Source organism: Enemella evansiae, assembly GCF_004362375.1.
In the GTDB taxonomy this organism is placed as follows: Bacteria; Actinomycetota; Actinomycetes; order Propionibacteriales; family Propionibacteriaceae; genus Enemella; species Enemella evansiae.
The window spans coordinates 244,064-268,138 of the sequence record NZ_SNXA01000009.1 but is presented as its reverse complement, the minus strand read 5'-3'; the positions used below and the strand labels follow the sequence as shown (position 1 = coordinate 268,138).

At 69.1% G+C, this 24,075-nt stretch carries 20 protein-coding genes; 13 read left to right on the top strand and 7 right to left on the bottom strand.

Annotated elements, in window-relative coordinates:
• Nucleotides 1–48 precede the first annotated feature (48 nt).
• The 4 genes from C8D81_RS09380 to C8D81_RS09365 are packed head-to-tail and all read left to right on the top strand — an operon-like array spanning nucleotide 49 to nucleotide 4,974.
• A complete protein-coding gene (locus C8D81_RS09380) occupies nucleotides 49–846 on the top strand; it encodes an SDR family oxidoreductase (protein WP_133625982.1) in 798 nt (265 codons plus the stop codon).
• A 19-nt stretch (nucleotides 847–865) separates the two neighbouring features.
• Nucleotides 866–2,461, top strand: coding sequence for a flavin-containing monooxygenase (locus C8D81_RS09375; RefSeq protein ID WP_133625981.1), 1,596 nt, complete (start codon nucleotides 866–868; stop codon nucleotides 2,459–2,461).
• Nucleotides 2,458–4,104, top strand: a complete 1,647-nt coding sequence (locus C8D81_RS09370) for a phytoene desaturase family protein (protein ID WP_133625980.1) — start codon at nucleotides 2,458–2,460, stop codon at nucleotides 4,102–4,104. Before C8D81_RS09375 ends, C8D81_RS09370 begins: the two co-directional genes overlap by 4 nt.
• Before the next feature lie 9 nt (nucleotides 4,105–4,113).
• A complete protein-coding gene (locus tag C8D81_RS09365; protein ID WP_094355148.1) occupies nucleotides 4,114–4,974 on the top strand; it encodes a PaaX family transcriptional regulator in 861 nt (286 codons plus the stop codon).
• Between the two features lie 10 nt (nucleotides 4,975–4,984).
• On the opposite strand, the gene C8D81_RS09360 is transcribed toward C8D81_RS09365, so the two are convergent.
• On the bottom strand, nucleotides 4,985–5,395 hold the full coding sequence (locus C8D81_RS09360) for a cupin domain-containing protein (RefSeq protein WP_094355147.1): 411 nt from the start codon (nucleotides 5,393–5,395) through the stop codon (nucleotides 4,985–4,987).
• A 103-nt stretch (nucleotides 5,396–5,498) separates the two neighbouring features.
• Between C8D81_RS09360 and C8D81_RS09355 the strand changes: the two genes are divergently transcribed.
• On the top strand, nucleotides 5,499–5,918 hold the full coding sequence (locus C8D81_RS09355; RefSeq protein ID WP_229117970.1) for a RidA family protein: 420 nt from the start codon (nucleotides 5,499–5,501) through the stop codon (nucleotides 5,916–5,918).
• A gap of 3 nt (nucleotides 5,919–5,921) precedes the next feature.
• Here C8D81_RS09355 and nhaA read toward each other — a convergent pair whose 3' ends face one another.
• Nucleotides 5,922–7,862: a Na+/H+ antiporter NhaA gene (gene nhaA / locus C8D81_RS21550; protein ID WP_133625979.1), complete on the bottom strand. Its 1,941-nt coding sequence runs from the start codon at nucleotides 7,860–7,862 to the stop codon at nucleotides 5,922–5,924.
• 190 nt (nucleotides 7,863–8,052) lie between these two features.
• Here nhaA and C8D81_RS09345 point away from each other — a divergent pair, with 190 nt between their 5' ends.
• Together C8D81_RS09345 and C8D81_RS09340 are read left to right on the top strand one after the other, a co-directional pair.
• Nucleotides 8,053–10,242 carry a thiamine pyrophosphate-dependent enzyme gene (locus tag C8D81_RS09345; RefSeq protein ID WP_133625978.1) on the top strand — a complete coding sequence of 730 codons (2,190 nt, stop codon included), beginning with the start codon at nucleotides 8,053–8,055 and terminating at the stop codon, nucleotides 10,240–10,242.
• A complete protein-coding gene (locus C8D81_RS09340) occupies nucleotides 10,239–11,864 on the top strand; it encodes an indolepyruvate oxidoreductase subunit beta family protein (protein ID WP_094405942.1) in 1,626 nt (541 codons plus the stop codon). Before C8D81_RS09345 ends, C8D81_RS09340 begins: the two co-directional genes overlap by 4 nt.
• Before the next feature lie 23 nt (nucleotides 11,865–11,887).
• Here C8D81_RS09340 and C8D81_RS09335 read toward each other — a convergent pair whose 3' ends face one another.
• The gene (locus tag C8D81_RS09335) at nucleotides 11,888–12,316 is read right to left on the bottom strand and encodes an acyl-CoA thioesterase (protein ID WP_133625977.1); all 429 of its coding nucleotides are present in this window, start codon (nucleotides 12,314–12,316) and stop codon (nucleotides 11,888–11,890) included.
• Between the two features lie 79 nt (nucleotides 12,317–12,395).
• On the opposite strand from C8D81_RS09335, the gene C8D81_RS09330 reads away from it, so the two are divergent.
• The 3 genes from C8D81_RS09330 to C8D81_RS09320 are packed head-to-tail and all read left to right on the top strand — an operon-like array spanning nucleotide 12,396 to nucleotide 17,348.
• Nucleotides 12,396–13,259 (top strand): acyl-CoA thioesterase, encoded by an 864-nt coding sequence (locus C8D81_RS09330; RefSeq protein ID WP_133625976.1) that lies wholly within the window; start codon nucleotides 12,396–12,398, stop codon nucleotides 13,257–13,259.
• A 38-nt stretch (nucleotides 13,260–13,297) separates the two neighbouring features.
• On the top strand, nucleotides 13,298–14,962 hold the full coding sequence (locus C8D81_RS09325) for an AMP-binding protein (RefSeq protein ID WP_133625975.1): 1,665 nt from the start codon (nucleotides 13,298–13,300) through the stop codon (nucleotides 14,960–14,962).
• A gap of 4 nt (nucleotides 14,963–14,966) precedes the next feature.
• On the top strand, nucleotides 14,967–17,348 hold the full coding sequence (locus C8D81_RS09320; RefSeq protein WP_133625974.1) for a bifunctional salicylyl-CoA 5-hydroxylase/oxidoreductase: 2,382 nt from the start codon (nucleotides 14,967–14,969) through the stop codon (nucleotides 17,346–17,348).
• Between the two features lie 37 nt (nucleotides 17,349–17,385).
• Here C8D81_RS09320 and C8D81_RS09315 read toward each other — a convergent pair whose 3' ends face one another.
• Both C8D81_RS09315 and C8D81_RS09310 read right to left on the bottom strand, forming a co-directional pair.
• Nucleotides 17,386–18,198, bottom strand: coding sequence for an alpha/beta hydrolase (locus C8D81_RS09315; RefSeq protein ID WP_208109202.1), 813 nt, complete (start codon nucleotides 18,196–18,198; stop codon nucleotides 17,386–17,388).
• Nucleotides 18,199–18,264: 66 nt separating this feature from the next.
• Entirely contained in the window at nucleotides 18,265–19,551 is a 1,287-nt protein-coding gene (locus tag C8D81_RS09310) for an MFS transporter (RefSeq protein WP_229237949.1), read from the bottom strand.
• Nucleotides 19,552–19,619: 68 nt separating this feature from the next.
• On the opposite strand from C8D81_RS09310, the gene C8D81_RS09305 reads away from it, so the two are divergent.
• The gene (locus C8D81_RS09305) at nucleotides 19,620–20,153 is read left to right on the top strand and encodes a YbaK/EbsC family protein (protein ID WP_094405949.1); all 534 of its coding nucleotides are present in this window, start codon (nucleotides 19,620–19,622) and stop codon (nucleotides 20,151–20,153) included.
• A gap of 3 nt (nucleotides 20,154–20,156) precedes the next feature.
• On the opposite strand, the gene C8D81_RS09300 is transcribed toward C8D81_RS09305, so the two are convergent.
• Nucleotides 20,157–21,590 carry an amidase gene (locus C8D81_RS09300; protein WP_098476884.1) on the bottom strand — a complete coding sequence of 478 codons (1,434 nt, stop codon included), beginning with the start codon at nucleotides 21,588–21,590 and terminating at the stop codon, nucleotides 20,157–20,159.
• Nucleotides 21,587–22,027 (bottom strand): YdeI/OmpD-associated family protein, encoded by a 441-nt coding sequence (locus C8D81_RS09295; RefSeq protein ID WP_098476885.1) that lies wholly within the window; start codon nucleotides 22,025–22,027, stop codon nucleotides 21,587–21,589. The genes C8D81_RS09300 and C8D81_RS09295 overlap by 4 nt, the downstream gene beginning before the upstream one ends.
• 32 nt (nucleotides 22,028–22,059) lie before the next feature.
• On the opposite strand from C8D81_RS09295, the gene C8D81_RS09290 reads away from it, so the two are divergent.
• Together C8D81_RS09290 and C8D81_RS09285 are read left to right on the top strand one after the other, a co-directional pair.
• Nucleotides 22,060–23,043, top strand: a complete 984-nt coding sequence (locus C8D81_RS09290) for a patatin-like phospholipase family protein (protein ID WP_094403220.1) — start codon at nucleotides 22,060–22,062, stop codon at nucleotides 23,041–23,043.
• Nucleotides 23,044–23,071: 28 nt separating this feature from the next.
• Complete coding sequence (locus tag C8D81_RS09285; protein ID WP_133625971.1) at nucleotides 23,072–23,905, top strand: DUF3883 domain-containing protein; 834 nt, start codon at nucleotides 23,072–23,074, stop codon at nucleotides 23,903–23,905.
• The last annotated feature ends 170 nt before the right edge of the window (nucleotides 23,906–24,075 follow it).

Here is a 24,075-nt window from a genome sequence, read left to right as displayed (position 1 = left end):
GCAATTCGGATAGCACCCGCACCGGGGCCGACCTAGCGTTCCGATGCCATGGAGACAGCCACCGAGCAGGCAACCGAGAAGCCGCTGGCCGGGCGGACCGCACTCGTGACCGGGGGTGCGACCCTGGTCGGGCAGGGCGTGGTCCGCGCCCTGCACGCCGACGGTGCCGAGGTCGTCGTGGTCGACATCGACGCCGAGGGGGCCCGGCCGCTGGTCGAGGAACTGGGTGTCGGATTCGCCCGGGTCGACATCACCGACGACGCCGCGCTGGCCGATCTGGTCGCCGACCAGGACCGGATCGACATCGTGGTCAACCTGGCCTGCAGCTACCTCGACGACGGTGCGGACACCAGCCGCCAGGACTGGTTGAGCGCACTGGATGTGAATGTCGTCTCGGCGGTGCAGCTGGTCCGCGCCGCGCGGGAGAAGCTCGCCGCCAGCGGCCACGGCGCGGTGGTCAACTTCACCTCGATCTCCTCCTCGGTCGCCCAGACCGGCCGCTGGGTCTATCCGGCCACCAAGGCGACGCTGGTGCAGGTCACCCGCTCGATGGCGATGGACCTGGCCGGTGACGGGATCCGGGTCAACTCGGTCAGCCCCGGGTGGACCTGGTCGAAGGTGATGGACACCCTCTCCGGTGGCGATCGGGCCAGGACCGACCGGGTGGCCGCCCCCTTCCACCTCACCGGCCGGGTCGGTGACCCGATCGAGGTCGGTCGCGTCGTTTCCTTCCTGGTCAGCGATTCCGCCTCCGTGGTCACCGGGGCCGACTGGGCCGCCGACGGTGGCTATTCCGCGATGGGACCGGAACAGGCCGTCCCCGCGATTCCGCAACTCAGCGAATGATCACCGAGACGAGGACGACATGTTGATCGCCATCATCGGAGCCGGATTCGCCGGCCTGGCCGCCGCCAAACACCTGCGCGACTTCGGCCACCAGGTCACCGTCTTCGAGAAGTGCCCGGACGTCGGTGGCGTGTGGAGCCGCACCCGCCGCTATCCCGGCCTGTGCACACAGAACAACAAGGACACCTACTACCTCTCCGACCTGCCGATGCCGGACTCGTATCCCGAATGGCCCAGCGGCGCCCAGGTGCAGGCCTATCTCGAGGGGTACGCCACCCTGTTCGGTCTGCGACCGCACCTGCGGCTCGCCACCGAGGTGGTCTCGGTCGAGGAATCCGAACCCGGGTCGAGCCAGCGCCAACCCGGTGACACCCGCTGGCGAATCACCACCCGCCACGACGGCGCAGAGACCAGCGAGGACTTCGACTTCGTGGTGGTCGCCAACGGGATCTTCTCCACCCCCGCCATCCCCGACTGGCCGGGGCGTACCGAATTCGAGGCCGCGGGCGGGCGGATCTGCGCACCCAGCGAGGTGCAGTCGGTCGACGAGGTGCGCGGCCGTGACCTGGTCGTCGTCGGCTACGGCAAATCGGCCTGCGATGTCGCGGTCTCGCTGTCGGAGGGTGCGGCGACCACCACCGTGGTCGCCCGGCAGTTGCTGTGGAAGATGCCCCGGATGCTGATGGGCGTCCTCAACTTCAAGCACCTGATGCTCACCCGGCTCGGTGAGGCGCTGTTCGAGTACCAGCACCTGCGCGGGATCGAGAAATTCATGCACGGCAGGGGAAAACCGGTCACCACCTCGATGCTCGGCAGCGTCCAACAGGTCGCCACCAGACAGCTCAAGCTGCGCCGACTCGGGTTGGTCCCCGAGGGCTCCTTCGAACGGATCGCCCGCTCGACCGTCTCCCTGGTCACCGAGGGTTTCTATGAGAAAGTCGAATCCGGTGACCTGCGAGTGGTGCGGGACGCCACCATCACCGCACTGACCGTCGACGACGGGATGCCCGCCGCGACCCTGAGCACCGGTGAGACCGTGCCCGCCGAGGTGATCGTCTGCGCCACCGGCTTCCGCCAGGAGGTGCCGTTCCTGTCCCGGGAACTGCAGCAGCGGATCACCGACGACCGGGGCAACTTCGAGCTCTACCGCCAGATCCTGCCGCACGAGGTGCCCGGAATCGCCTTCTGTGGTTACAACTCCTCGTTCTTCTCCCCGCTCTCGGCCGAGGCCGCGGCGATCTGGATCGGCGCCCACCTGATGGGTGAACTGGAGCTGCCGCCGGTGGCCGAGCGGCGCCGGCTGGTCACCGAGCGGTTGCGCTGGATGGCCGAACGCACCGAGGGTCATCACGCCCGTGGCACCAACATCATCCCGTTCTCGATGCACAACGTGGACGAGATCCTCTCCGACATCGGTCTCGACGTCACCCCTGCGGTCCGGGTCGGGCAGTGGCTGCGACCGCCGGCAGCCAGCGACTACCGCGACATCCCGCAGCGCCTGATCGCTCGCCACGCACGCCGTGCCGGTGCGAAACTGGAACCGGCCGGTGCATCGGACCGGCCCGGTGACCAGGCGGCAGCGACGCGCCAGACCGCCGGAGCGGGGAGGCAATGACCCAGAACGGCCAGATCCAGCAGGAGCGGACCCGGGCTGCGGACCACGACGCGATCGTCGTCGGTGCCGGCATCAACGGCATGGTGGCCGCCGCGGAACTGGCCGGTGCCGGCTGGCGGGTCTGCCTGATCGACGAGCACGAGCGGATCGGCGGTTTCATCGCCTCCGCCGAGCTGACCGAGCCGGGCTTCATCCACGACACCTTCTCCAGCTGGCATCCGCTCTTCCACACCGGCGGCGCCTATGCCGAACTGGGTGCGGACCTGGCCCGGCACGGGCTCAGCTATCGCAACACCGACGGTCCGTTGACGGCCTCGGTCGGTCCGGACTCGGTGGTCGTCGCCCACCGCGACCCGGAGCAGACCGCGGCCGGCTTCGCCGCCGAGGCGGACCGGTCGGCGTACCTGAAGGCACTGGAGCGGCTCGGCGCCGATCTCGACGTGATCGGTGAGCTGCTGGGCACCGAGCTGCGTTCCCCCGCCGCCGCGGGCCCGCTCTGGCGGCTGCTGCGCCGCGGCGGCCTCGCCCGGGTCGAGGGTTGGGCCCGGGACACCGCGATGTCGGGCCGGGCCTGGTGTGCGCGCATGTTCACCGGCGGTGAGGTGGACCAGCTCTGGGTGCCCTGGCTGCTGCACGGTGGGCTGAACCCGGATGCCGCCAGCGGTGGGTTGATGGTGCCGTTGTTCGCCGCCACCATGCACGGCGCCGGACTGCCGGTGGTCACCGGGGGTGCGGGGGAGTTCGTGGCGGCCTTCGAGAGGCTGCTCGCCGAACGTGGCGTGACGGTGCTGACCGGTAACCGGGTGGAACGGTTGATCGTCGAGGACGGGCGCACCGTGGGGGTGGTCGCCGACGATGGGCAGCGGCTGCGGGCGGAGCGGGCGGTGTTGTGCTCGGTGACCCCGCAGGCGCTCTGGCAGGAGCTGCTGCCCGATGCACCGCCGAGGCAGCGTGCCGAGGCGCAGGCCTACCGCTACGGCCGCGGCGCCATGCAGGTGCACCTCTCGCTGGACCGGCCGCTGCAGTGGCAGGCCGGCGAACTCGCCGGCGTACCGCTGGTGCACCTCTCCTCGGGTTCGGCATCGACCGGGATCGCCTGCGCCGAGGCGAGCGCGGGGCTGCTGCCGCGCCGGCCCACGGTGGTCGTCGGCCAGCAGTTCCTGCTCGATGAGACCCGGGTCCCCACCGGTCGCGGGCAGTTGTGGCTGCAGCTCCAGGAGGTCCCGTACGCCCCCAGCGGTGATGCGGCCGGGGAGCTGGACACCACCGGTGGCTGGGCCCCCGAGCTCTGCGCGGGTTTCCTGGACCGGGTGCTTCGCCAGCTCGAGGAGTACGCCCCAGGGGTGCGCGACAGCGTCCGGGAGGTGCACGCGCTGGCCCCGCCCGATCTGACCTGGTGGAACCCGAACGCCCAGCACGGCGACCCCTACAGCGGCTCGGCGGAGCTGCACCAGAACCTGCTCTGGCGGCCCGGGCCCGCGACCGGCCGGCACCGCACGGTCGTTCCGGGGCTGTGGCACATCGGCGCCAGCACCCACCCGGGGCCCGGTCTGGGCGGCGGTTCGGGCCATCTGGCTGCCCAGCAGTTGCTCGCCGGGGACGCACCGCGGCTGCAGCGGCTCCGCCGGCGGCTGGGGCGATAGTCTGCGCCGATGAGCGTGCAGCAGGACGGTGACCGGTTGGAGGGACTGCCCCGCCACCAGCAGCTGATCGTCAGCATCTTCGGGCTCTACGGCCGCAGCAACGGGGGCAGCATCGCGGTCTCCGGGCTCATCCAGCTGCTCGGGGATCTGGGCGCGGAGTCCGCCGCGGTGCGCTCGTCGGTGTCCCGGTTGAAGAAGCGCGGGGTGCTGACCAGTACCCGGCCGGGCGGCCAGGCCGGGTACGCCCTGGTACCAGCCCTGCAGGAGGTCTTCGCCGAGGGCGACCGACGGATCTTCGATCCCCGCCGGGCGAGGGTCGACGAGCCGTGGATGCTGGCCGCGTTCACCGTGCCGGAGGCGCAACGCCATCTGCGGCACCGCATCCGGACGATGTTCACCAAGCGGGGCTTCGGCTCGGTGACCCCGGGGCTGTGGATCGCACCGGGATGGTTGTTCGAGTCCACGCTGGCCGAGCTGGAACGGGAGCAGCTGGCGAGCTACGTCGACTTCTTCTCCGGTGCCGCGCTCGGCCCGGTCGACCTCGCCGACAAGGTCGCGAAGTGGTGGGACCTGCCCGCGCTTTCCCTGCTGTACGAGGAATTCCTGCAGCGCTGGGAACCGGTCCGGCGGCGCTGGCGCGGGCGTTCCGGGGCCGGCGGCGAGCTGGCCCGGGAGGCCTTCCGCGACTATCTGCCGCTGATCACCCAGTGGCGCCGGTTGCCCTATCTGGATCCGGGGCTGCCGCTGGCCTACCTGCCCGAGCCGTGGCCCGGGCAGGCGGCCGCCGATCTGTTCGCCGAGCTGAATGACACCCTGGCCCCGCTCGCCGAACGGCACGCCCGCGGCGTACTCGTCCCCGACGCGGCCTGAGGCGCCGCGCTCACTCCTCGGGCAGCAGTTCCTTGCCGGCCGAGGGGCCTTCGAGGAATTTGTTCGGCTTGAGGAAGCAGCTCAGCACCAGGGCGCCGTTGGGGGAGTGGGCCTTGTGCTGGTTGCCCTTGGGGCGCCAGGTGAAGTTCCCGACCGTGGCCTCGCCCTCGGCGTCGACGATGCTGCCCTCGAGCACATAGGTCTGCTCGATCTCCACGTGCTCGTGCTTGTAGAGCACCGCCCCCGGTTCCCACTTGAACAGTGCGGTGAGCAGGCCGGTCTCCGGCTCGGACAGCAGCACCTTCATGGTGATGCCCTCCGAGGCGGTCGGCTGCCACGGCAGCGACTCCACGTCGACGTAGCGGGAAGCCAACGGGGGAAGGGAATTCAGGTCATCGGCGTGCGGCGTGATGGCGGGCATGGAACCTCCCGATGTAGCGGATGTGTTGCGATCGTCATGCAACAGTCATATTATCACGATCGTCCACCCCTGAACAGGGGTGCCGACCAGGTGAGGAGAACCCGTGTCGAACGTGCCCAGCAAGGAAACCGTCAACCCGGCGAGCCTGCCCAGGCCCTCGGGTTTCGCGCACGGCACCAAGGTCGGTGACACCGTCTATCTGGCCGGCCAGACCGCCCTGGATGCCGACATGAACATCGTCGCCGGGGGCATCGTCGAGCAGTTCAAGCAGGCCTTCGGCAATGTGCTGACCACCCTGCGCGAGGCCGGCGGTGAGCCGAACGACCTGGTCGATGTGACCATCTACCTCACCGACGTGGACGACTATCTGGCCAACGGCCGCGAGATCGGCCGGCTCTGGCGCGAGATGGCCGGCTCGGAATACCCGGCGATGGCCGGTATCGGCATCACCCGGCTCTGGCAGCCCGAGGCCCTGATCGAGATCAAGGGCGTCGCGGTGATCGGCTCCGGCTCCGCGCGCTGACTCTCACGGTTCGTTGAGCCGCTCCGGGTCGGACTCGTCGATGGCCCACAGCTGGTCGTCGGTGGTGATCTCGCCGGTGCGGTACTCCGGGCGGCCGAACCGGGCGACCAGCTCGTTCTCCAACCGGCCGGCATCGTAGGGGCCCTGGTGTCGACGCTCGCCGACGAAGAAGGTCGGCGTACCGCGGGCACCGCTGTCGTGGGCGCTGGCCATGTCCGCGCGGACCCGGTCGGCGAGCGCCGGGTCGTCCAGGTCGGCGGTGAACCGGTCCACGTCGAGGCCGAGCTCGTCGGCGTAGCGCAGCAGATCCTCGCGCTCCAGGTGGTCCTGATGGCCGAACAGCTTGTTGTGCATCGGCCAGAACGCACCCTGGCGGGAGGCCGCCTCGGCCGCGATGGCCGCGTCGAAGGCGTGCGGGTGCACGTCGGTCAGCGGCAGGTGCCGGAAGATGTAGCGGCCCCGGACACCCAGTCGCTCGGTGAGGTCCTCCAGCATGCCGGTCGCGTCCCCGCAGAACGGGCACTCGAAATCACCGTATTCGACCAGGGTCAGCTCGGCGTCGGGATTGCCGCGGAAGTGGTCGCGGCCGACGTCCACGGGCTCGGAGAGGATGTAGGGCAGGCTCGCTTCGGTCTGGCCGAACACCCGCGCCGCGATCTGGAAGGTCGAGAAGCCGACGATCGCCGCGAGCACCGCAGCCAGCAGTACGCCGACCGTCGCCTCCGCCTGCAACCTCGGGTCGTCGAAGGCGAGCCCGATGATCAACAGGGACATGGTGAAGCCGATGCCGGACATCGCGGCGCCGCCGAGCACCTGTCCGAAGCCGACCCCCTCGGGCAGGTCACCCAGCTTGAACTTCGTCGCGGCGAAGGTGCCGAGCCCGATGCCCAGGAACTTGCCGATCACCAGGCCGAGCACCACGCCCCAGGTGAGGGTCGAGGTGAGTGCGGCGGTGAGTACGCCCCCGCCGAGTGCCACCCCGGCGTTGGCCAGCGCGAACAGCGGCACGATGAAGTAACTGGTCCACGGGTGCAGGGCGACCTGCCAGCGCTCGTTGACCGACACCACGCGCTGCAGGCCACGCTGGGCCTGCTGACCCGAGTCCGGCAGCGGAGACTGCCGGAACGCCCGGAACAGGCTGGTGGCATCGTCCACATCGCTGCGGGTCGGTTCGTGCGCGGGGATCATCAATCCGGCCAGCATTCCGGCGACCGAAGGGTGCAGGCCGGACAGCAGGGTCGCCAGCCAGAGCACGAAGACCGTCACCCCGTAGGGCCAGGTGCGCCAGACCCCGGCCCGGCCCATCAGGACGAAGGCGGCCAGGCAGGCGATCATCACCGCCACCGCGATGAAGTCGATCTTCTCGGCGTACGCGATGCCGATCACCGACACCGCGGCGATGTCGTCGAAGACCGTCAGGGTGAGCAGAAAGATCCGCAACTGGGCCGGGCAGCGCGGGCCGGCGAGCGCGACCGCACCCAGCATGAACGCGGTATCGGTGCCGATCACCGCACCCCAGCCGCGGGCGGCCTCACCGCTCGGATTGAGGGCCAGGAAGATCAGCGCCGGGACGAGGATGCCCATGCCGGCGGCGACCAGCGGCACGGCGATCCGCCGCCGGTCGGTGAGCTCTCCCATCGAGAGTTCCCGGCGTACCTCCAGGCCGAGGACCAGGAAGAACAGCACCATCAGGCCGTCGTTGACCCAGTGCTGCAGGCTCATCTTGAGTTCCAGCGGACCGAGCGCCACCGTCCCCTCGGTGTGCCACAGCCCGCCGTAGCTCGCACCCCACGGCGAGTTCGCCCAGATCAGCGCCACCAGCGTGGTCGCCAGCAGGATGCCCGCGCTGCCTGCCTCGGTGGACAGATAGCGGGTCAGCTGACGGGGTGTTCGAGCCTCGGGCTCGGCCGTCCGGGCCGTGGTGGTGGTGCCGTCCTCGCTCATGGCGACATTTTTGCCGATGGGTGGTGAGGCTGCCACCGCGGCTCCGAGGTTCGGCTTTCGTTGTCCAGATTGGGTACTGCCGGCAAATGACGGGGTTCGAGGGCTGGTTCGGGTCTATCGGTACCCACCCCGCTCGGTTACATTGCTTCGATGACGTACGTCCTGGGCACGCGATATCTCCGGAGGGGTCATGGCTGAACGATCATTCGCGACCGAGGTCGAGCACCTGCGCAAGGGGGCCGGTGACGACTTCCACGGTGAGGGCATCCTGGCGGTGACCAAGGCGTTGCTGCAGTCCGGGGTCGCCTACGTCGGTGGTTACCAGGGTGCGCCGATCTCACACCTGATGGACGTCCTCGGCGACGCCCGGGAGATCCTCGGCGAGTTGGACGTCTATTTCGAGAACTCCGCCTCCGAGGCCACCGCGGCCGCGATGCTGGCCGCCTCGGTGCACTATCCGCTGCGCGGGGCGATCACCTTCAAATCCACCGTCGGCACGAATGTCGCTTCGGACGCCCTGGCCAACCTGGCCAGCGGCGGGGTGATGGGCGGCGCGCTGATCATCGTCGGCGAGGACTACGGCGAGGGCTCGTCGATCATGCAGGAACGCAGCCATGCGTTCGCGATGAAGTCCCAGATGTGGCTGCTCGACCCGCGCCCGAACATCTCCGCGATCGTCGATGCGGTGGAGGCCGGCTTCGAACTCTCCGAGGTGTCCAACACCCCGGTGATGCTGGAGCTGCGGCTGCGCTCCTGCCACCTCACCGGATCCTTTGCGGCCAAGGACAATCGCCGCCCGATCATGACCGTCAAGGAGGCGGCAGCGGCGCCCAAGACCGATCCCTCGCGGATCGTGCTGCCGCCGATGAGCTTCGCCCACGAGATCGAGAAGGTGGACCAGCGCTGGCCCGCGGCGGTGCGCTACATCACCGAGAAGGGGTTGAACGAGTTCTTCGCCGAGGACGCGGCCGAGGTCGGGATCATCGTGCAGGGCGGGCTCTACAACACCCTCAATCGCTCCTTGGAACTGCTCGGCTGCTCCGACGCGTTCGGTGACACCGAGGTCCCGCTGTATGTGATGAACGTGACCTATCCCGTCATCGATTCCGAAGTGCTGCGCTTCTGCGAGAACAAGAAGGCGGTGCTGCTGGTCGAGGAGGGGCAACCCGACTACATCGAGCAGAACCTGAACGCCGTGCTGCGCCGCGCCGGTGTGGACACCGCACTGCACGGCAAGGACCTGCTGGTGAAGGCCGGTGAATACTCACCGACCGTGGTGACCCGTGGTGTAGCGGCGTTCCTGGATCGGTACGCACCCGAGCTGATCTCCGCCCGTCCGGCCCTGCTCCGGGACGCCGATGATCCGGAAAGTCCCTTCAGCAGCAGGGTTTCCGCCGAGGTCGTGCAGCCGCGGCCACCGGGTCTGTGCACCGGCTGCCCGGAGCGGCCGATCTTCTCCGCCCTCACCCTGGCCGAGCAGCAGACCGGCAAGCACCACGTCTCCGCCGATATCGGCTGTCACCTCTTCGGCTCCGGCGCACCCTTCCATCTCGGCGCCACCACGATGGGGTACGGGCTCGGCTCCGCCGGCGGGGCCGCCCTGGACTCCAGTGACACCGGGCGACGGACCGTCGCGATCATGGGCGACGGCGGTTTCTGGCACAACGGCCTGACCAGCGGTGTCGGCAATGCGGTGTTCAACAGGTCCGATCAGATGCTGGTCGTCGTCGACAACGCGTACGCCGCCGCCACCGGTGGCCAGGACATCCTGTCCTCGAAGGCGGAGAACCCGATCCGCTCCACCCAGCACTCGATCGAACGCGCCGTCCGCGGGGTCGGTGTGAAGTGGGCGAAGACGGTCAGCAACACCTTCAAGGTCGCCGAACTGCGCGACGTCTTCGTCGACGCGCTCACCACCACCGACAAGGGACCCAAGGTCGTCGTCGCGCAGAGCGAATGCCAACTCAACAAGCAGCGCCGGGAGAAGCCGCAACGACAACAGGCGTTGCGGGACGGCAAACGGGTCGTCCGGGAACGCTTCGGGGTGGACGCCGAGACCTGCACCGGTGACCATGCCTGCATCCGGATCTCCGGCTGCCCCTCGCTGACCATCACCGACAATCCCGATCCGATGCGTCTCGACCCGGTCGCGACGGTCACCGACTCCTGCGTCGGCTGCGGGGTGTGCGGAGCGAACGCGCACGCCGCCTCGCTGTGCCCGTCGTTCTATCGCACCGATGTGGTGCAGAACCCGAGCCGGCTGGACCACGCCCTCGACACCGTACGCCACCGCTGGCGTTCCCTGCTGGGCAAGGGGATCGAGGATCGGGCCGCCCGGATCGAGTCGCCGCTGCTGACCGCCGAGGATGGTGTCGCGTGAGCAGCTGGAGCGCCGGTCGGCGCCCGATCACGATCGCGATCCTGGCGATGGGCGGTGAGGGCGGCGGGGTGCTGTCCAACTGGGTGGCCGACACCGCCCGCGCCGCCGGGTGGACGACCCAGAACACCTCGGTCGCCGGGGTCGCCCAACGCACCGGGGCCACCGTCTACTACATCGAGCTCTATCCGATGATCAGAAGCCAGGGGGACGACCCCCTGGACCCCCCGCGCGCTTCGCGCACCGAGGTCGATGAGCGCGCCCGCGCCGAACCGATCCTGTCCACGATGCCCACCCCGGGTGAGGTGGACGTGGTGATCGCTTCCGAGCTGATGGAGGCCGGGCGGGCGGTGCAGCGCGGCTTCGTCACCCCCGACCGGACCACGCTGATCGCCTCCACCAACCGGGTCTATTCGATCGCGGAGAAGTCCGGTCCGGCCGATGCCCGGGTGGATTCCGACGAGCTGCTGGCCGGTGCCCGGCGTGCTGCCAAGCGGCTCATCTCGGCCGACTTCAACACCCTCGCCACCGAGGCCCGCAGCGTGATCAGCGCCTCGCTGTTCGGCGCACTGGCCGGCTCGGGTGCGCTGGAGTTCACCCGCGAGCAGTTCGAGCAGACCATCCGCGACACCGGCAAGGGGGTCGACGCCTCGCTGCGGGCGTTCGCGGCCGGTTTCGAGCTGGCCGAGGCGGAGGTGCGGGCCGCCGAGCAACCGCAGGAATCCTCATCCCAGAAGGTGTTCCTGACCCTCGGCAGCCGGCCGAAGTCGGCGGCCGAGAAGCAGGCCGAACGCGATGTCGAACTGCGCGGGATCGCGGCCACCGACCCGACCCGGTTGGTCGGTGACGAGCTGCGCACCCAGGCCGAGCGGATCGGCCGGGCCTTCCCCGAACCGGCGCGGCTGATGCTGCTCCGCGGTGTCACCCGGGTGGCGCTCTATCAGGACTCCGCCTACGCCGACCGCTACCTGGACCGGGTCGCCCGGCTGGAGGGTTACGAGACCGACCCGGACGGCGCGGCCCGGTTGACCACCGAGGCGGCTCGCTGGGTCGCGCTGTGGATGTGCTACCAGGACACCATCCAGGTGGCGTGGCAGAAGGTCCGTCCGGCCCGGATCGCCGGGATCCGTGACGAGGCCCGGGCCGCCGACGACCAGCCGATCGCGGTCCGCGAATACCTCCATCCGCAGCTGGAGGAGATCACCGACACCCTGCCCGTCCGGCTCGGTGCCAGCCTGCGTGAGAACGAGGCGTTCGCCAAGGTGGTCGATTTCTTCGCCCACAAGGGAATCGTGGTGAACACCACCTCGGTGCTCGGTTTCACCACACTCTCCACCCTGGCCCGGCTCCGGCCGATCCGGCCGCGGTCGCTGCGCTTCGTGCACGAACAGGCCGAGATCGACGCCTGGCTCGATCTGGCGGTCCGCATCTCCCGTACCGACTACGACCTGGCCTGCGAGGTGCTCTGCTGCGCCCGGGTGCTGAAGGGGTACGGGGAGACCTGGGAGCGCGGTGAACAGCACTTCGCCGAGTTGCTCGCCGCGGCCGAGTCGCTGCTCGGCCAGCCGGACGCCGCCGCCCGGTTGGCCGCGCAGCGGGACAAGGCCCTGGAGCACGCCGGCTGAGCGAGCGCTCGTTCCTCGCTCGCTCAGCCGGCGTCCGGGGTGGCGGGCGGGGTCTCGAGCAGGGCGCGTACGTCGTCGGGCCAGGGCTGCGCGCCGCCGCGCGGGTCCGGGGCGTACGCCACCACGTGGCGGGTCTCGACGACGACCTGGCCGTCCCGGCGCACCACCGTCCCGAAGCTCGCCGAGGTGCGGCCGACGCGGATCACCCCGGTGGTCACCTCGAGTTCGTCGTCGAAGAAGATCCGGCCGAGATAGTCGGCCTCGACGTGGACCCGCGGGACCGCGCCGACCATGGCCGCCTGTCCGAGGGAGCGCCAGAGTGCGTGCTCACCCTCCTCGAGCCAGCGCATCGCCGCGGCGAAGTGGTTGTGTCCGGCGGCATCGGTCTCGTGCCAGGCCAGCCGGCGCGTCATGGTGTGCCGGGCCCCGGTGAGCTCGTCGAGGACGGTCATCGCACGCTCCTGTCGTACCGCACCCACCCATATGACAGATGCTTGACGAACGTCACTCTATCGCAATACTCTGGATCACATGCCGACGTCCGACACGCTGCTCGCCGCTCTGGAGCTGACCGAGGTCCCCCCGGAGCTGTTCGATCGTGCCTGGCTCGCCCGCACCCAGTACTGCCCGTGGCCGAAGGCGTACGGCGGCGACATGGTGGCCCAGGCCGCCCGCGCCGCGATGCTCTCCTGCCCGGACAAGACGATGCACTCGATGCACTCCTACTTCATGCGCCCGGTCGACATCGGCGCGGAGGTGCGTTACGAGGTCGAGGTGCTGCGCGACGGGCGGGGGTACGCCACCCGCCAGGTCCGCGCGCTGCAGAACGGCAAGGTCGTCTACGTCTGCCTGGCCTCCTTCCACGCCGCCCCCGAACTCGGCGAACCGATCCAGCCACCGATGCCGGAGTCGATGCCCGATCCCGAGTCGCTGCCGTCCTCGGCCGAATACCTCGAGGGCCGTGACGACGAGGCCTCCCGCTACTGGGCGGAGGGCCGCAGCTTCGACATGCGGCACGTGCCCGGCCCGGTCTACTTCACCATCGAGGGCGACCAGGTGCCGCACCAGGCCGTCTGGGTGAAGTCGTTCGCGCCGCTGCCCGATGACCCGGAACTGCACGCCGCGGCGCTCGCCTACGTCTGCGACTACACGATCATCGAACCCACGCTGCGCGCCCTGGGCTGGCCCTGGGAGGGGGAGGGCAAACCGCTCACCGCCTCACTGGACCACGCGATGTGGTTCCACCGGCCGGCGCGCGTCGACGGCTGGTTGCTGTACGCCCAGGAGTCCGGCTGGTACGGCCACGAGCGCGGCCTCGGCACGGGCCGATTCTTCACCCCGGCAGGAGAACTGATCGCCACCGTCGCCCAGGAAGCCATGGTCCGCCGACCCTGATCGACCGACCGCGACGGAATCGTCGGAGAGGAACAGCAATGGAGCTCAACCCATCGGCCCACGTGGACACCTTCGCCCGGGACAACCTGCCCGCGGACGAGCGGTGGCCCGACCTGGAGTTCACCCTGCCGGAGTTGAACTATCCGCCGCGGTTGAACGCCGCCGGCGAGCTCATCGATCGCGCCGTCGCCGAGCACGGACCGGATCGGCTCGCGCTGCTCACCCCCGAGGGGGAGCGCTGGACCTACGGCGAGTTGCAGCACCGCGCCAACCAGATCGCCCAGGTGCTCACCGAGGACTTCGGCGTGGTCCCCGGCAACCGGGTGCTGCTGCGCTCCCCGAACAATCCCTGGACCGTCGCCTGCTGGCTCGGCGTGCTGAAGGCCGGCGGGGTGGTGGTGACCACCATGTTCGCCCTGCGGGCCAACGAGATCGAGCCGCTGATCCGGGTCACCCGGCCGGTGGTGGCGATCTCCGACCACCGCTTCGTCGACGACCTGCGCGAGGCGGTCGTCGCCTCCCACTACGACCTGCGGTTGGTCACCTTCGGCGGTGACCGGGATGACGACCTGGTGCGCCTGGCCGAGGCCAAGTCGGGCGAGTTCACCAATGTGGAGACCGCCAGCGACGACGTGGCCCTGCTCGGCCCGACCTCCGGGTCCACCGGCGTCCCGAAGATCACCATGCACTTCCACCGCGACATCCTCGCCAACGCCGACACCTTCGCCAAGCACGTGCTCAAGCCGACCGAGGACGATCTGTTCGCCTGCACCGCGCCGTTCGCGTTCACCTTCGGTCTGGGTGCCCTGGTGGTCTTCCCGCTCCGGGTCGGCGCCGCGTCGTTGCTGATCGAGAAGGCCACCCCGGCCCAGCTCGCCGACCTGGTGGCCCAGCACGGCGTCACCTGCCTGTTCACCGCACCCACGGCGTACCGGCAGATTCTCAAGGAGAACAAGGAATCCCAGCTGGCCAGCGTACGCCGGGCGGTGTCGGCGGGGGAGCACCTGCCCGAGGACGTCTGGCACGAGGTGCAACGGCGGACGGGGCTGCGGCTGATCGACGGCATCGGTGCGACCGAGATGCTGCACATCTTCATCTCCGCCGCCGATGACGACATCCGCCCCGGTGCCACCGGGCGACCGGTCCCCGGATTCAGCGCGAAGATCGTTGACGCCGACGGCAACGACGCACCGCCCGGTACGCTCGGCCGGCTCGCGGTCCGCGGCCCGATCGGCTGCCGCTATCTCAACGACGACAGGCAATTGGACTATGTCCAGGACGGCTGGAACCTCACCGGTGACACCTTCACCATGGATGAGGACGGCTACTTCTGGTATTCGGCCCGCTCCGACAACATGATCATCTCCTCCGGCTACAACATCGGCGCGCCGGAGGTCGAGATGGCCGTCGACCAGCATCCCGATGTCGCCGAGACCGCGGTCGTCGGGCGGCCCGACCCCGATCGCGGTTCGGTGGTCTGCGCCTTCGTGGTGCTCCGGGACGGGATCGTCGGCGACGACGCGAAGCGCAAGGAGATCCAGGACTTCGTGAAGCAGAAGATCGCGCCCTACAAGTACCCGCGCGACATCCGCTTCGTCGCGGCACTGCCGCGCAACCCCAGCGGCAAACTGCAGCATTTCCGGCTGCGTGAGCAGCTCGCTGCCGAGACCGCGCAACCCGCAGCAGTCCCTCAGGAGAGGTGAGACCATGAAGATCGCAATCATCGGTGGCGGCCCCGGCGGCCTCTACTTCGCAGCGCTGATGAAGCAGCTCAGCGCCGACCACGAGATCACCGTCTGGGAACGGAATCGGGCCGACGACACCTTCGGTTTCGGCGTGGTGTTCTCCGACGAGACCCTGGGCGGGATCGGCAACGCCGACACCGAGATCGCGAAGATGATGGCGGATCGGTTCGCGCGCTGGACCGACATCGACATCCACTACAAGGGCGAGCTGACCACCGTCGGCGGTCAGGGCTTCGCCGCGATGAGCCGCAAGGAACTGTTGCAGATGCTGCAGCAGCGGTGCGCCGACCTGGGGGTCACCGTGCACTACGAGACGATGGCCCCCGATGTCGACGAGTTGAGCGCGACCCACGATCTGGTGGTGGCCTGCGACGGTGTGAACTCCAGCATCCGGCCCCGGTACGCCGAGACCTTCGGCCCCACCGAGGACTGGCGCAAGTGCAAATACATGTGGTTGGGCACCGACCTGGTCTTCGAGGCGTTCAAGTTCTACATCAAGGAGACCCCGTGGGGGGTCATGCAGATCCACGGCTACCCCTACTCCGACGAGGGGTCCACCTTCCTGCTGGAGATGCATGAGGACGTCTGGCGGCGCGCCGGCTTCGATGTCAACGAGGACAAGGAATTCGCGCCCGGAGAGTCGGACGAGGAGTCGATCGCCAAGATCGCCGAGATCTTCGCCGAGGAGCTCGAGGGCCATCAGGTGCTCTCCAACAACTCCCGCTGGATCACCTTCCGCACCGTCCGCAACGAGAACTGGGTCAAAGACAATGTGGTACTGCTCGGTGACGCCGCGCACACCGCCCACTTCTCCATCGGCTCGGGAACCAAGCTGGCGATGGAGGACTCGCTGGCGCTGGCCGCCTGTCTGTATGAGAACCCCACCATCGAGACCGCGCTGAAGGCGTACGAGGAAGAACGCCGGCCGGTGGTGGAGTCCACCCAGCGGGCCGCGCAGGCATCGCTGGAATGGTTCGAGGACCTGGGCCAGTACACCCACCAGGACGTGATCCCGTTCTGCTTCAACCTGCTCACCCGATCGCGGCGGATCACCTATGACAACCTCAAGGTGCGCGACCCCGAGTTCGCCCGGCGGGTGGACGAGGCGTTCGCCCGGCAGGTCGGCGCCGACCAGGTGGTGCCGGCGATGTTCCAGCCGCACCGGATCGGTCAGTTGGAGCTGGTGAACCGGGTGATCGTCTCCCCGATGGACATGTACTCGGCGGTGGACGGGGTGCCGGGGGACTTCCATCTGGTGCATCTGGGCGGCAAGGCGATGGGCGGTGCCGGGCTGGTGATGACCGAGATGATCTGCGTCTCCCCCGAGGGCCGGATCACCCCGGGCTGTGGTGGCCTCTACACCGACGAGCAGACCGACGCGTGGCGCCGGATCGTCGATTTCTGCCACGGACACAGCAAAGCCAAGGTCGGTGCCCAGCTCGGCCACTCCGGCCGCAAGGGATCGACGAAGCTGATGTGGGAGGGCATCGACGACCCGCTGCCCGAGGGGAACTGGGAGGTCGTCGGGCCGTCCGCGCTGCCCTACGGGCCGAACAACCAGGTTCCCCGCGAGATCACCCGGGCCGAGATGGACGCGATCCGGGAGGAGTTCGTGGCAGCCACCCGGCGCGCGGCCGAGGCCGGGTTCGATCTGCTGGAGCTGCACTGCGCGCACGGCTATCTGCTGTCGTCGTTCCTGTCGCCGATCTCGAACCAACGGACCGACGAATACGGTGGTTCGCTGGAGAACCGGTTGCGCTACCCGCTCGAGGTGTTCGATGCGGTACGTGAGGCCTGGCCGGCGGAGAAGCCGCTGACGGTGCGGATCTCGGCGGTCGACTGGATCGGCGGCGGCAACGAGGTCGATGACGCGGTGGCGATCGCGGCGGCCTTCGTCGCCCACGGCGCCGACGGGATCGACGTCTCGTCGGGGCAGATCGGCAAACAGGAGCAGCCGGCGTACGGACGCTCCTTCCAGACCCCGTTCGCCGACCGGATCCGCAACGAGGTGACCGCACCGGCGGGGGTGAGCACGATCGCGGTGGGTGCGATCTCGTCCTACGACGACGTCAACTCGATCCTGCTGGCCGGCCGCGCCGACCTGTGCGCGCTGGGGCGTACCCATCTCTACGACCCGCAGTGGACCCTGCATGCGGCTGCCGAACAGGAGTATGTGGGCCCGGGTGCGGAGTGGCCGAACCAGTACCGGGCCGGGCGCCGGAAGCCACCGAGCGCGCGGACCGATGCGGTACGCCCGCGGCTCGCGCTGATCCAGGAGCGCGATACCGGTGAGCTGCCCACCCACGTCCGCTGGCAACCCAGGCAACGGGTGAACGCCGGCTGATTGAACCCACCCGCCTTCGCGTCGGCTCAGCCGCCGCCTAATTGATCAACTCGGCGACCAGACGGGGGAGCTCGTCGCAGACGGTGAAGTGGTTGTGCCCGGGCATCGAGCGGGGGCCGGTGACCTGGGCGCCCCAGCACTCGGAGAGCTCCCGGCTCTGCTCGTGGAAGGCCTCGGTCTCCAGCTGACCGACCGCGGCCAGGAACGGCGCCGGGGTGGTCGGGTGCCGGCGTACCGCGGAGAGCTCGGCCACCTCGGCATCGGTGATGTTCAGCGTCTGCTGCAGGGAGGTGTAGCGCAGCGGCTCCAGGTCGTAGAGGCCGGAAAGACCAATGGTGGCGGTGATCTTCGGTGCGGTGAGGCCGGGAAGCTGCTCCCAGTCGGTGCTGTGCAGCATCGCGGCGAGCTGCCCGCCGGCGGAGTGCCCGGAGACCACCAGTCGATCGGACCACTGCTCGGCCACCATCGAGGCGCAGCGGCGCACCTGGTCGACGATCTCGGTCAGCGTGACCTCGGGCGCCAGGTCGTAGCTCGGGATCACCACCCGGCACTTGTTCGCCAGCAATTCGGGCGCCAGATAGGAGAAGTCCTCTTTGTAGAAGCCTTTCCAGTAACCGCCGTGGATGAACAGCACGGTCGCCCGCGGCCGATTCGGCTCGAAGACGTCCATCGTCTCGTTGGGCCGGCTGCCGTACGCCTCCTCGCGATGCGGGTAGTTGCTGCGCGCCGAACGCGAGTTGAGCTGCCACTGCTGGAAATAGCGATCGGCGTTCGGCACGGTCAACGACGGCAGATACTCCGCGTCGAGCTGCGACTCGGATCCGTCGGTGCTGCTGGCCGGGTCCGTCATCATCCGCTCCGATCTCACATCTGCCTGCGGTCCTGCTGGCCCCGACGGTACCGGATCGGGTCCACCTCAGCCGACGCGCGGAACCCGGTAGCGCACGAACACCGGGATCGCGACGGCCGCGATCAGGGTGCCGAGGATCACCAGACCGCCACCGCCGGCAGTGGTGGCGACCGGGCCGATCCGGGAGGAGACCGCGCCGTGCAGCACGTCGGCGATCCGCGGGCCGCCCGCGACCACGACGGTGAACACACCCTGCAAGCGGCCGCGTACCGCGTCGCTGGCCGCCTGCTGCAGCATGGTCATCCGGAATGCCGCCGAGGACATGTCGGCCGCGCCGCCGATCACCAGCATCGCGAAGGCGACCACCAGCCACGGCAGCGCCTGCCCACCGGCCGGCCAGGTGGCCAGCCCGAAGCCGACCATCGCCGCACCCCAGACGCAGATCGCGATCAGCACCGCCAGCCCCTGGCGTTCCACCCGGGACACCCAGCCCGACAGCACCCCGCCGAGCACCGCACCGGCGGGGATGCCGGCGAACAGCAGCGCGAAGGCCAACCCGCCACCGACCGGGCCGCCGAAGGTGGTGTGCGCGATCTCGGGGAAGAGCGCCCGCGGCATCCCGAAGACCATCGCGATGATGTCGACCAGGAAGCTCATCAGCAGCACCGGTTGGGTGCCCAGATAGCGGAAGCCGTCGATCACCGAGCGGAGCCCGGGGGCGCCGATGCCGTGCTCGGAGGGCAGCGGGGGCAGCTTCAGCACCGCACCCAGGGTGGCGAGCAGGGTGATCGAGTCGATCAGATAGAGCCAGGCGTACCCGAGCAGCGGGATCAGCATGCCACCGATCAGCGGCCCGGCGATGGCGCCGAACATGGTCACGGTCATGTTCAACGAGTTCGCCGCCGGTAGCAGTTCACCGGGCAGCAGACGCGGCAGCACGGCCCCGCGGACCGGTTGGTTGAGCCCGAAGAATGCCTGCTGCAGCGCGAAGACGACCAGGATCAGCCAGACGTTCTGGATGCCGAAGGCCGACAGTGCCCAGAAGCCGATGCTGGTGCCGATCAGGCCGACGGTGGAGACGAGCAGCAGCTTGCGCCGGTCGAAGGCGTCGGCGAGCGCACCACCCCAGAGGCCGAAGACGATCAGCGGGACCAGGCCGAAGATCCCGGTCAGCCCGACATAGGCGGAGTCCTGGGTGATCTGGTAGATCTGCGCCGGTACCGCGACCACGGTCAGCTGGGCGCCGATCACGGTGATGATGTTGGCGATCCAGAGCCGACGGAAGTGGTCGTTGCTCAGCGGCCGGGTGTCCGCCAGCAGTCCGCGGAGGCGTACACGTGAGGACGGGGGCACTCGCAGCATCGTACGCCCGGCTCGCATGCCCGCAACCGCCTGTTCGACGGGTGGCTACATTGGGCGGCATGAGCGATGCACCCGGGAATCTGGACTGGCAGCCGGCACTGGACCGACCGGAGCTGGTGGCGCCGCCGACCGCGCTGGCCCTGGAGGGGTTGGGCGTGGAGTGTCTGGTGGCGCCGGTGGATCCCGAGCTGGCCGATACCGCGGCCTTCTGCGAGGCCTATGGGGTGGAGCTGGCGGAGTCGGCGAACTGCGTCGTGGTGGAGGGCCGCCGTGGGGAGGCGACTCGGATGGCCGCCTGCATGGTGCTCGCCACCGACCGCGCCGATGTGAACAAGACGGTGCGCAAGCACCTCGAGGTCCGCAAGATCTCCTTCGCCAGCATGGAAACCGCGACCAGCCTGACCGGCATGGAATACGGCGGGATCACCCCGATCGGTCTGCCCGGTGACTGGCCGGTGCTGGTCGATCAGCGGGTCGCCGACGCCGGCTGGGTGGTGATCGGCGGCGGGGTGCGCGGGTCCAAGATCGCCATCCAGGGCAGCGATCTGGCCCGGTTGCCCGGTGCCGAGGTGATCGCGCTGGCGCAGGTCTGACGCTCAGCCGGCCGGGTCGTCGAGTACGCCGGGCCGCCGGTCGGCGTACCGGGTCGCCTGTTCGAGCACCTTGGCGACCGAGAGCAACCGCAGGTCGGCCCGCGGGCCGGCGACGAGTTGGACACCGATCGGCCAGCCCTCGGTGCTGAAGCCACCGGGCAGGCTGAGTGCCGGCATCCCGGTCGCGGTGATGTCGCTGCAGGACCGCATCCATTCGAGATAGTTCGCCATCGGCTTCCCGGCGATCTCGGTGGGGTATTCGAGCTCGGCGTCGAAGGGCAGCACCTGGGTGGTCGGCACGAGCAGGGCGTCGTAGCCGGTGAAGAACTCCCGCATCCGCTGGTAGAGGCGTTCCCCGCGGACCATCGCCCGGGTCAGGTCGGTGACGGTGAGGGTCCGCCCCGCGGCCACGTTGTCGTGCACCGACTTCTTCACCCGATCCGGGTGCCGATCCACGACGCGGCCGAGGTTGCTGGCGAACTGCCAGGCCCGCCGGGTGCGGAAGACCTCGTCGGCATCGCGCAGGTCAGGCAGTGTCTCGTCGACGCGTACGCCCAATGAGGCAAGGGTTTCCGCCGCTTGCCGGACCGCGCCGACGATCTGCGGATCGACCCCGAACCGGCCACCGAAATCCGCGGAGACCGCGACGCGGAGCTGCCTGGGATCGATCTCGGGAACGCTGCGGAACCGGCTGCCCGGATCGGACAGGGAGGCGGGTGCGCGCAGGTCGGGGCCGGCCATCGCGGACAGCAGCAGGGCCACGTCATCGACACTGCGCGCCAGCGGGCCACTGGTGGTCAGTGTGTACTGGCCGAAGCCGTCCGGGGCCTGCGGCACCCGACCCGGGCTGGGCCGCAGGCCCACCACGTTGCAGAAGGCAGCGGGATTGCGCAGCGAACCGCCGAGGTCGGTGCCATCACCCAGCGGGGTCATCCCGGTGGCCAGGGCGACCGTCTGGCCACCGGAGCTGCCGCCGGCGGATCTGCTTGTGTCATAGGGATTGTCGGTGCGCCCGAAGACCGGGTTGAAGGTGTGAGAACCGGCGGCGAACTCGGGCACATTGGTCTTGCCGAGGGTGATCACGCCGGCGGCGTGCAGTCGTTCGATCACCAGGTCGTCGGTGGCCGGGACGTGATCGGCGAAGATCGGTGACCCCTGGGTGGTGCGGATGCCGGCGGTGTCGTGGACGTCCTTGTGCAGCATCGGTACGCCGTGCAGCACCGGCAGGTCGTCGTTGTTGGCGGCGTGGTCGTCGGCGCGGGCAGCGGCGTCGAGCGCCTGCTCGGCGACCAGAGTGATGACGGCGTTCACCCGCGGATTGACGTGTTCGATCTGGGTCAGGAAGGCCTCGGTGGCCTCCCGGGAGGAAATCTCACCGTCGGCGATGGCGGCGGCGAGCCGGGTGGCGGGCAGGAAGCAGAGCTCGGGGTCGGTCATGACTGGTCGAGAGACTCGAGAAGGGTGGTGAGGCGGCGACTGCGGGTCTCCGGTTTCTTCGCCCCGGTGAGGGATGCGGCGGCCTCCTTGCGGCGGGTGAAGCTGAGCTGGTCCCAGGCGGCGCGGGCCGCGGGCCGTTCGGCCAGGGCGGCCGCCAAGTCGTCGGGGACCTCGACGGTGCGCTCGCTGGTGTCCAGGGTGAGTTCGATCTGGTAGGTCTGGCCGGCCTCGACACCGAGCATGGCCTTGTTGGCCTTGGTCAGCCCGAGCAGATTGCGGCCGCCCATCGGCGCGATCCGCAGGGCGAGTTGCTGGCCGGCGATCGTCGCCCGGACCGGTGGTCGTCTGCCCCCGGCCAGCGCGTCGACCGCCTCGTCCGGGATCACGAAGGCGGTGTTCGAGGCAGTGATCTGCGTCAGCGGCAACGACAGCTTCATGGCGGGAGATTACCGCTGGCTAGATTGTGGGCATGGCGATGGCCCCCGATGAGACCCCCGCAACGCGACCCGCCGATCTGGTGATGGAGGGCGGTGGCGTCAAGGGCATCGCGTTCGGCGGGGTGCTCGAGGTGCTGGCCGCACGCGGGTACCGGTTCGAGCGGTGCGCCGGCACCTCGGCCGGCGCGATCTCGGCCGCGTTGGTGGCGGCGCTGCAGCGGGCCGGGGAGTCTCCGGACCGGGTACGCGAGGTGGCCGCCACGATGGATTTCCAGCGGTTGCGGGATTCCGGGCCGCTCGGGCGGGCGCTGGGGCCGTTCCACACGGTCGGTGATGTGGCATCGCTGCTGGTCCGGGGTGGGTTGTACCGCGGGGACTACCTGGCCGACTGGCTGGGCGGGGTGCTCGGCGATCTCGGTGTGCGGGTCTTCGGGGATCTGCGGCGGGTCGATCCGGGGTCGGCGCTGCCGCCGGAGCGGGAGTATCGGTTGGTGGTGGTGACCAGCGATCTGTCCCGGCGGCGGATGACGCTGTTCCCCTGGGATGCGGCGAGTTACGGGTTGGATCCGGACGAGTTGTCGGTGGCGCAGGCGGTCCGCGCATCGGCGGCGATCCCGTTCGTCTTCCAACCGGTGCGGCTGCGTACGCCCGATGGCACCGCGAGCCTGGTGGACGGCGGCATCCTGTCGAACTATCCGATCACCATCTTCGACCAGCCCGACCGGGCCCAGTCACGCTGGCCGACGATCGGCGTACGCCTGTCGGCCCGCGAGGGCGATCGCCCGGTGGAACCGGTGAACAATGCGCTGGACATCGGGATCGCCGTCGTCGACACCGCGATGACCGGCGCCGACGCCCGCCACATCGACGACCCCGACACCATTGCCCGCACCATCTTCGTCGACGCCGGCTCGGTCCGCCCCACCGACTTCTCGATCAGCCCCGAGCGCCAGTACGAACTGATCCAGCGGGGGCGGGATGCCACGGAGAAGTGGTTGGGAGAAGGCAGTGCCTAGCCCCATGCGTACGCGGTAGATTTTGCCCGTGCCGCCACCCTGGAGCCCTGAGCAGAACGAGATCACCGTCGCTGCATATCTGACGATGCTGCGACAGGAGTTGGTGGGGCAGGAGTTCCAGAAGGCGCCGGTGCATGCTGAAGTCGCTGCGCTAACGGGGCGGGGTGCCAAGGCCGTCGAATGGAAGATGCAGAACATTTCATTCGTCATGCAGCTGCTCGGAGTTCCCTGGATCGAAGGTTACAAACCCGCGAGAGGGATCCAGAGCGCCCTGATTGAGGAGGTGCGCTCGCAGGTAGCCGGCGATTCGAACCTGTTGTCGCTGATGGAGGACAACGTCACCAGACGGGCCGCACCGCGGACCGACTTCGCCTGGCATGAAGTAGCGCCGCCTGAGGCTCCCGAACTGCCAGAAGTGACCCAGTTTCAGTTCGAACCGATGCCCATCGATTTTCCACGGCTCGAGGCTGAGAACCGGGCACTCGGCCTTGCCGGAGAGCTTGCGGTACTAAACAGAGAACGGCAGCACTTGCGGGATGCAGGCAGGCCGGATCTTGCCGAGGTTGTCGAACATGTCTCGGTAGAACGGGGGGATGGCGCAGGCTATGACATTCGCTCCTTCGACCTCGATGAGCGCGAGCGCTTTATCGAGGTCAAAACCACTCGTCGAGGTGCAGCATGGCCGATGTGTGTCACCCGCAATGAGGTGAGGTTCAGCGAGCATGAGAGCGATCGGTTCGAGATGCACCGGGTCTTTCACTTCAGCAGGGAGCCGATGGGTATCTACGTCCTGCGCGGCGCCGTCACCGAGACCTGTTGGCTGAGTCCATTGACGTACCGGGCAATACCCCGCGCCGCCTAACCGGGCGGTCGGTTTCGGCAGCAGTCTTGGCAGGGTCAGCCGAGCAGGGTCATGATGTGAGCGCCGGGGGAGGGGACGCCCTCGGTTTCCACCCCTGGAGAGCAGGTACGCCATGGTCTGGCGCGTCGTAATGGTCGGATTGCTGATCGCCGCCTGGCTGGGAGTGCAAC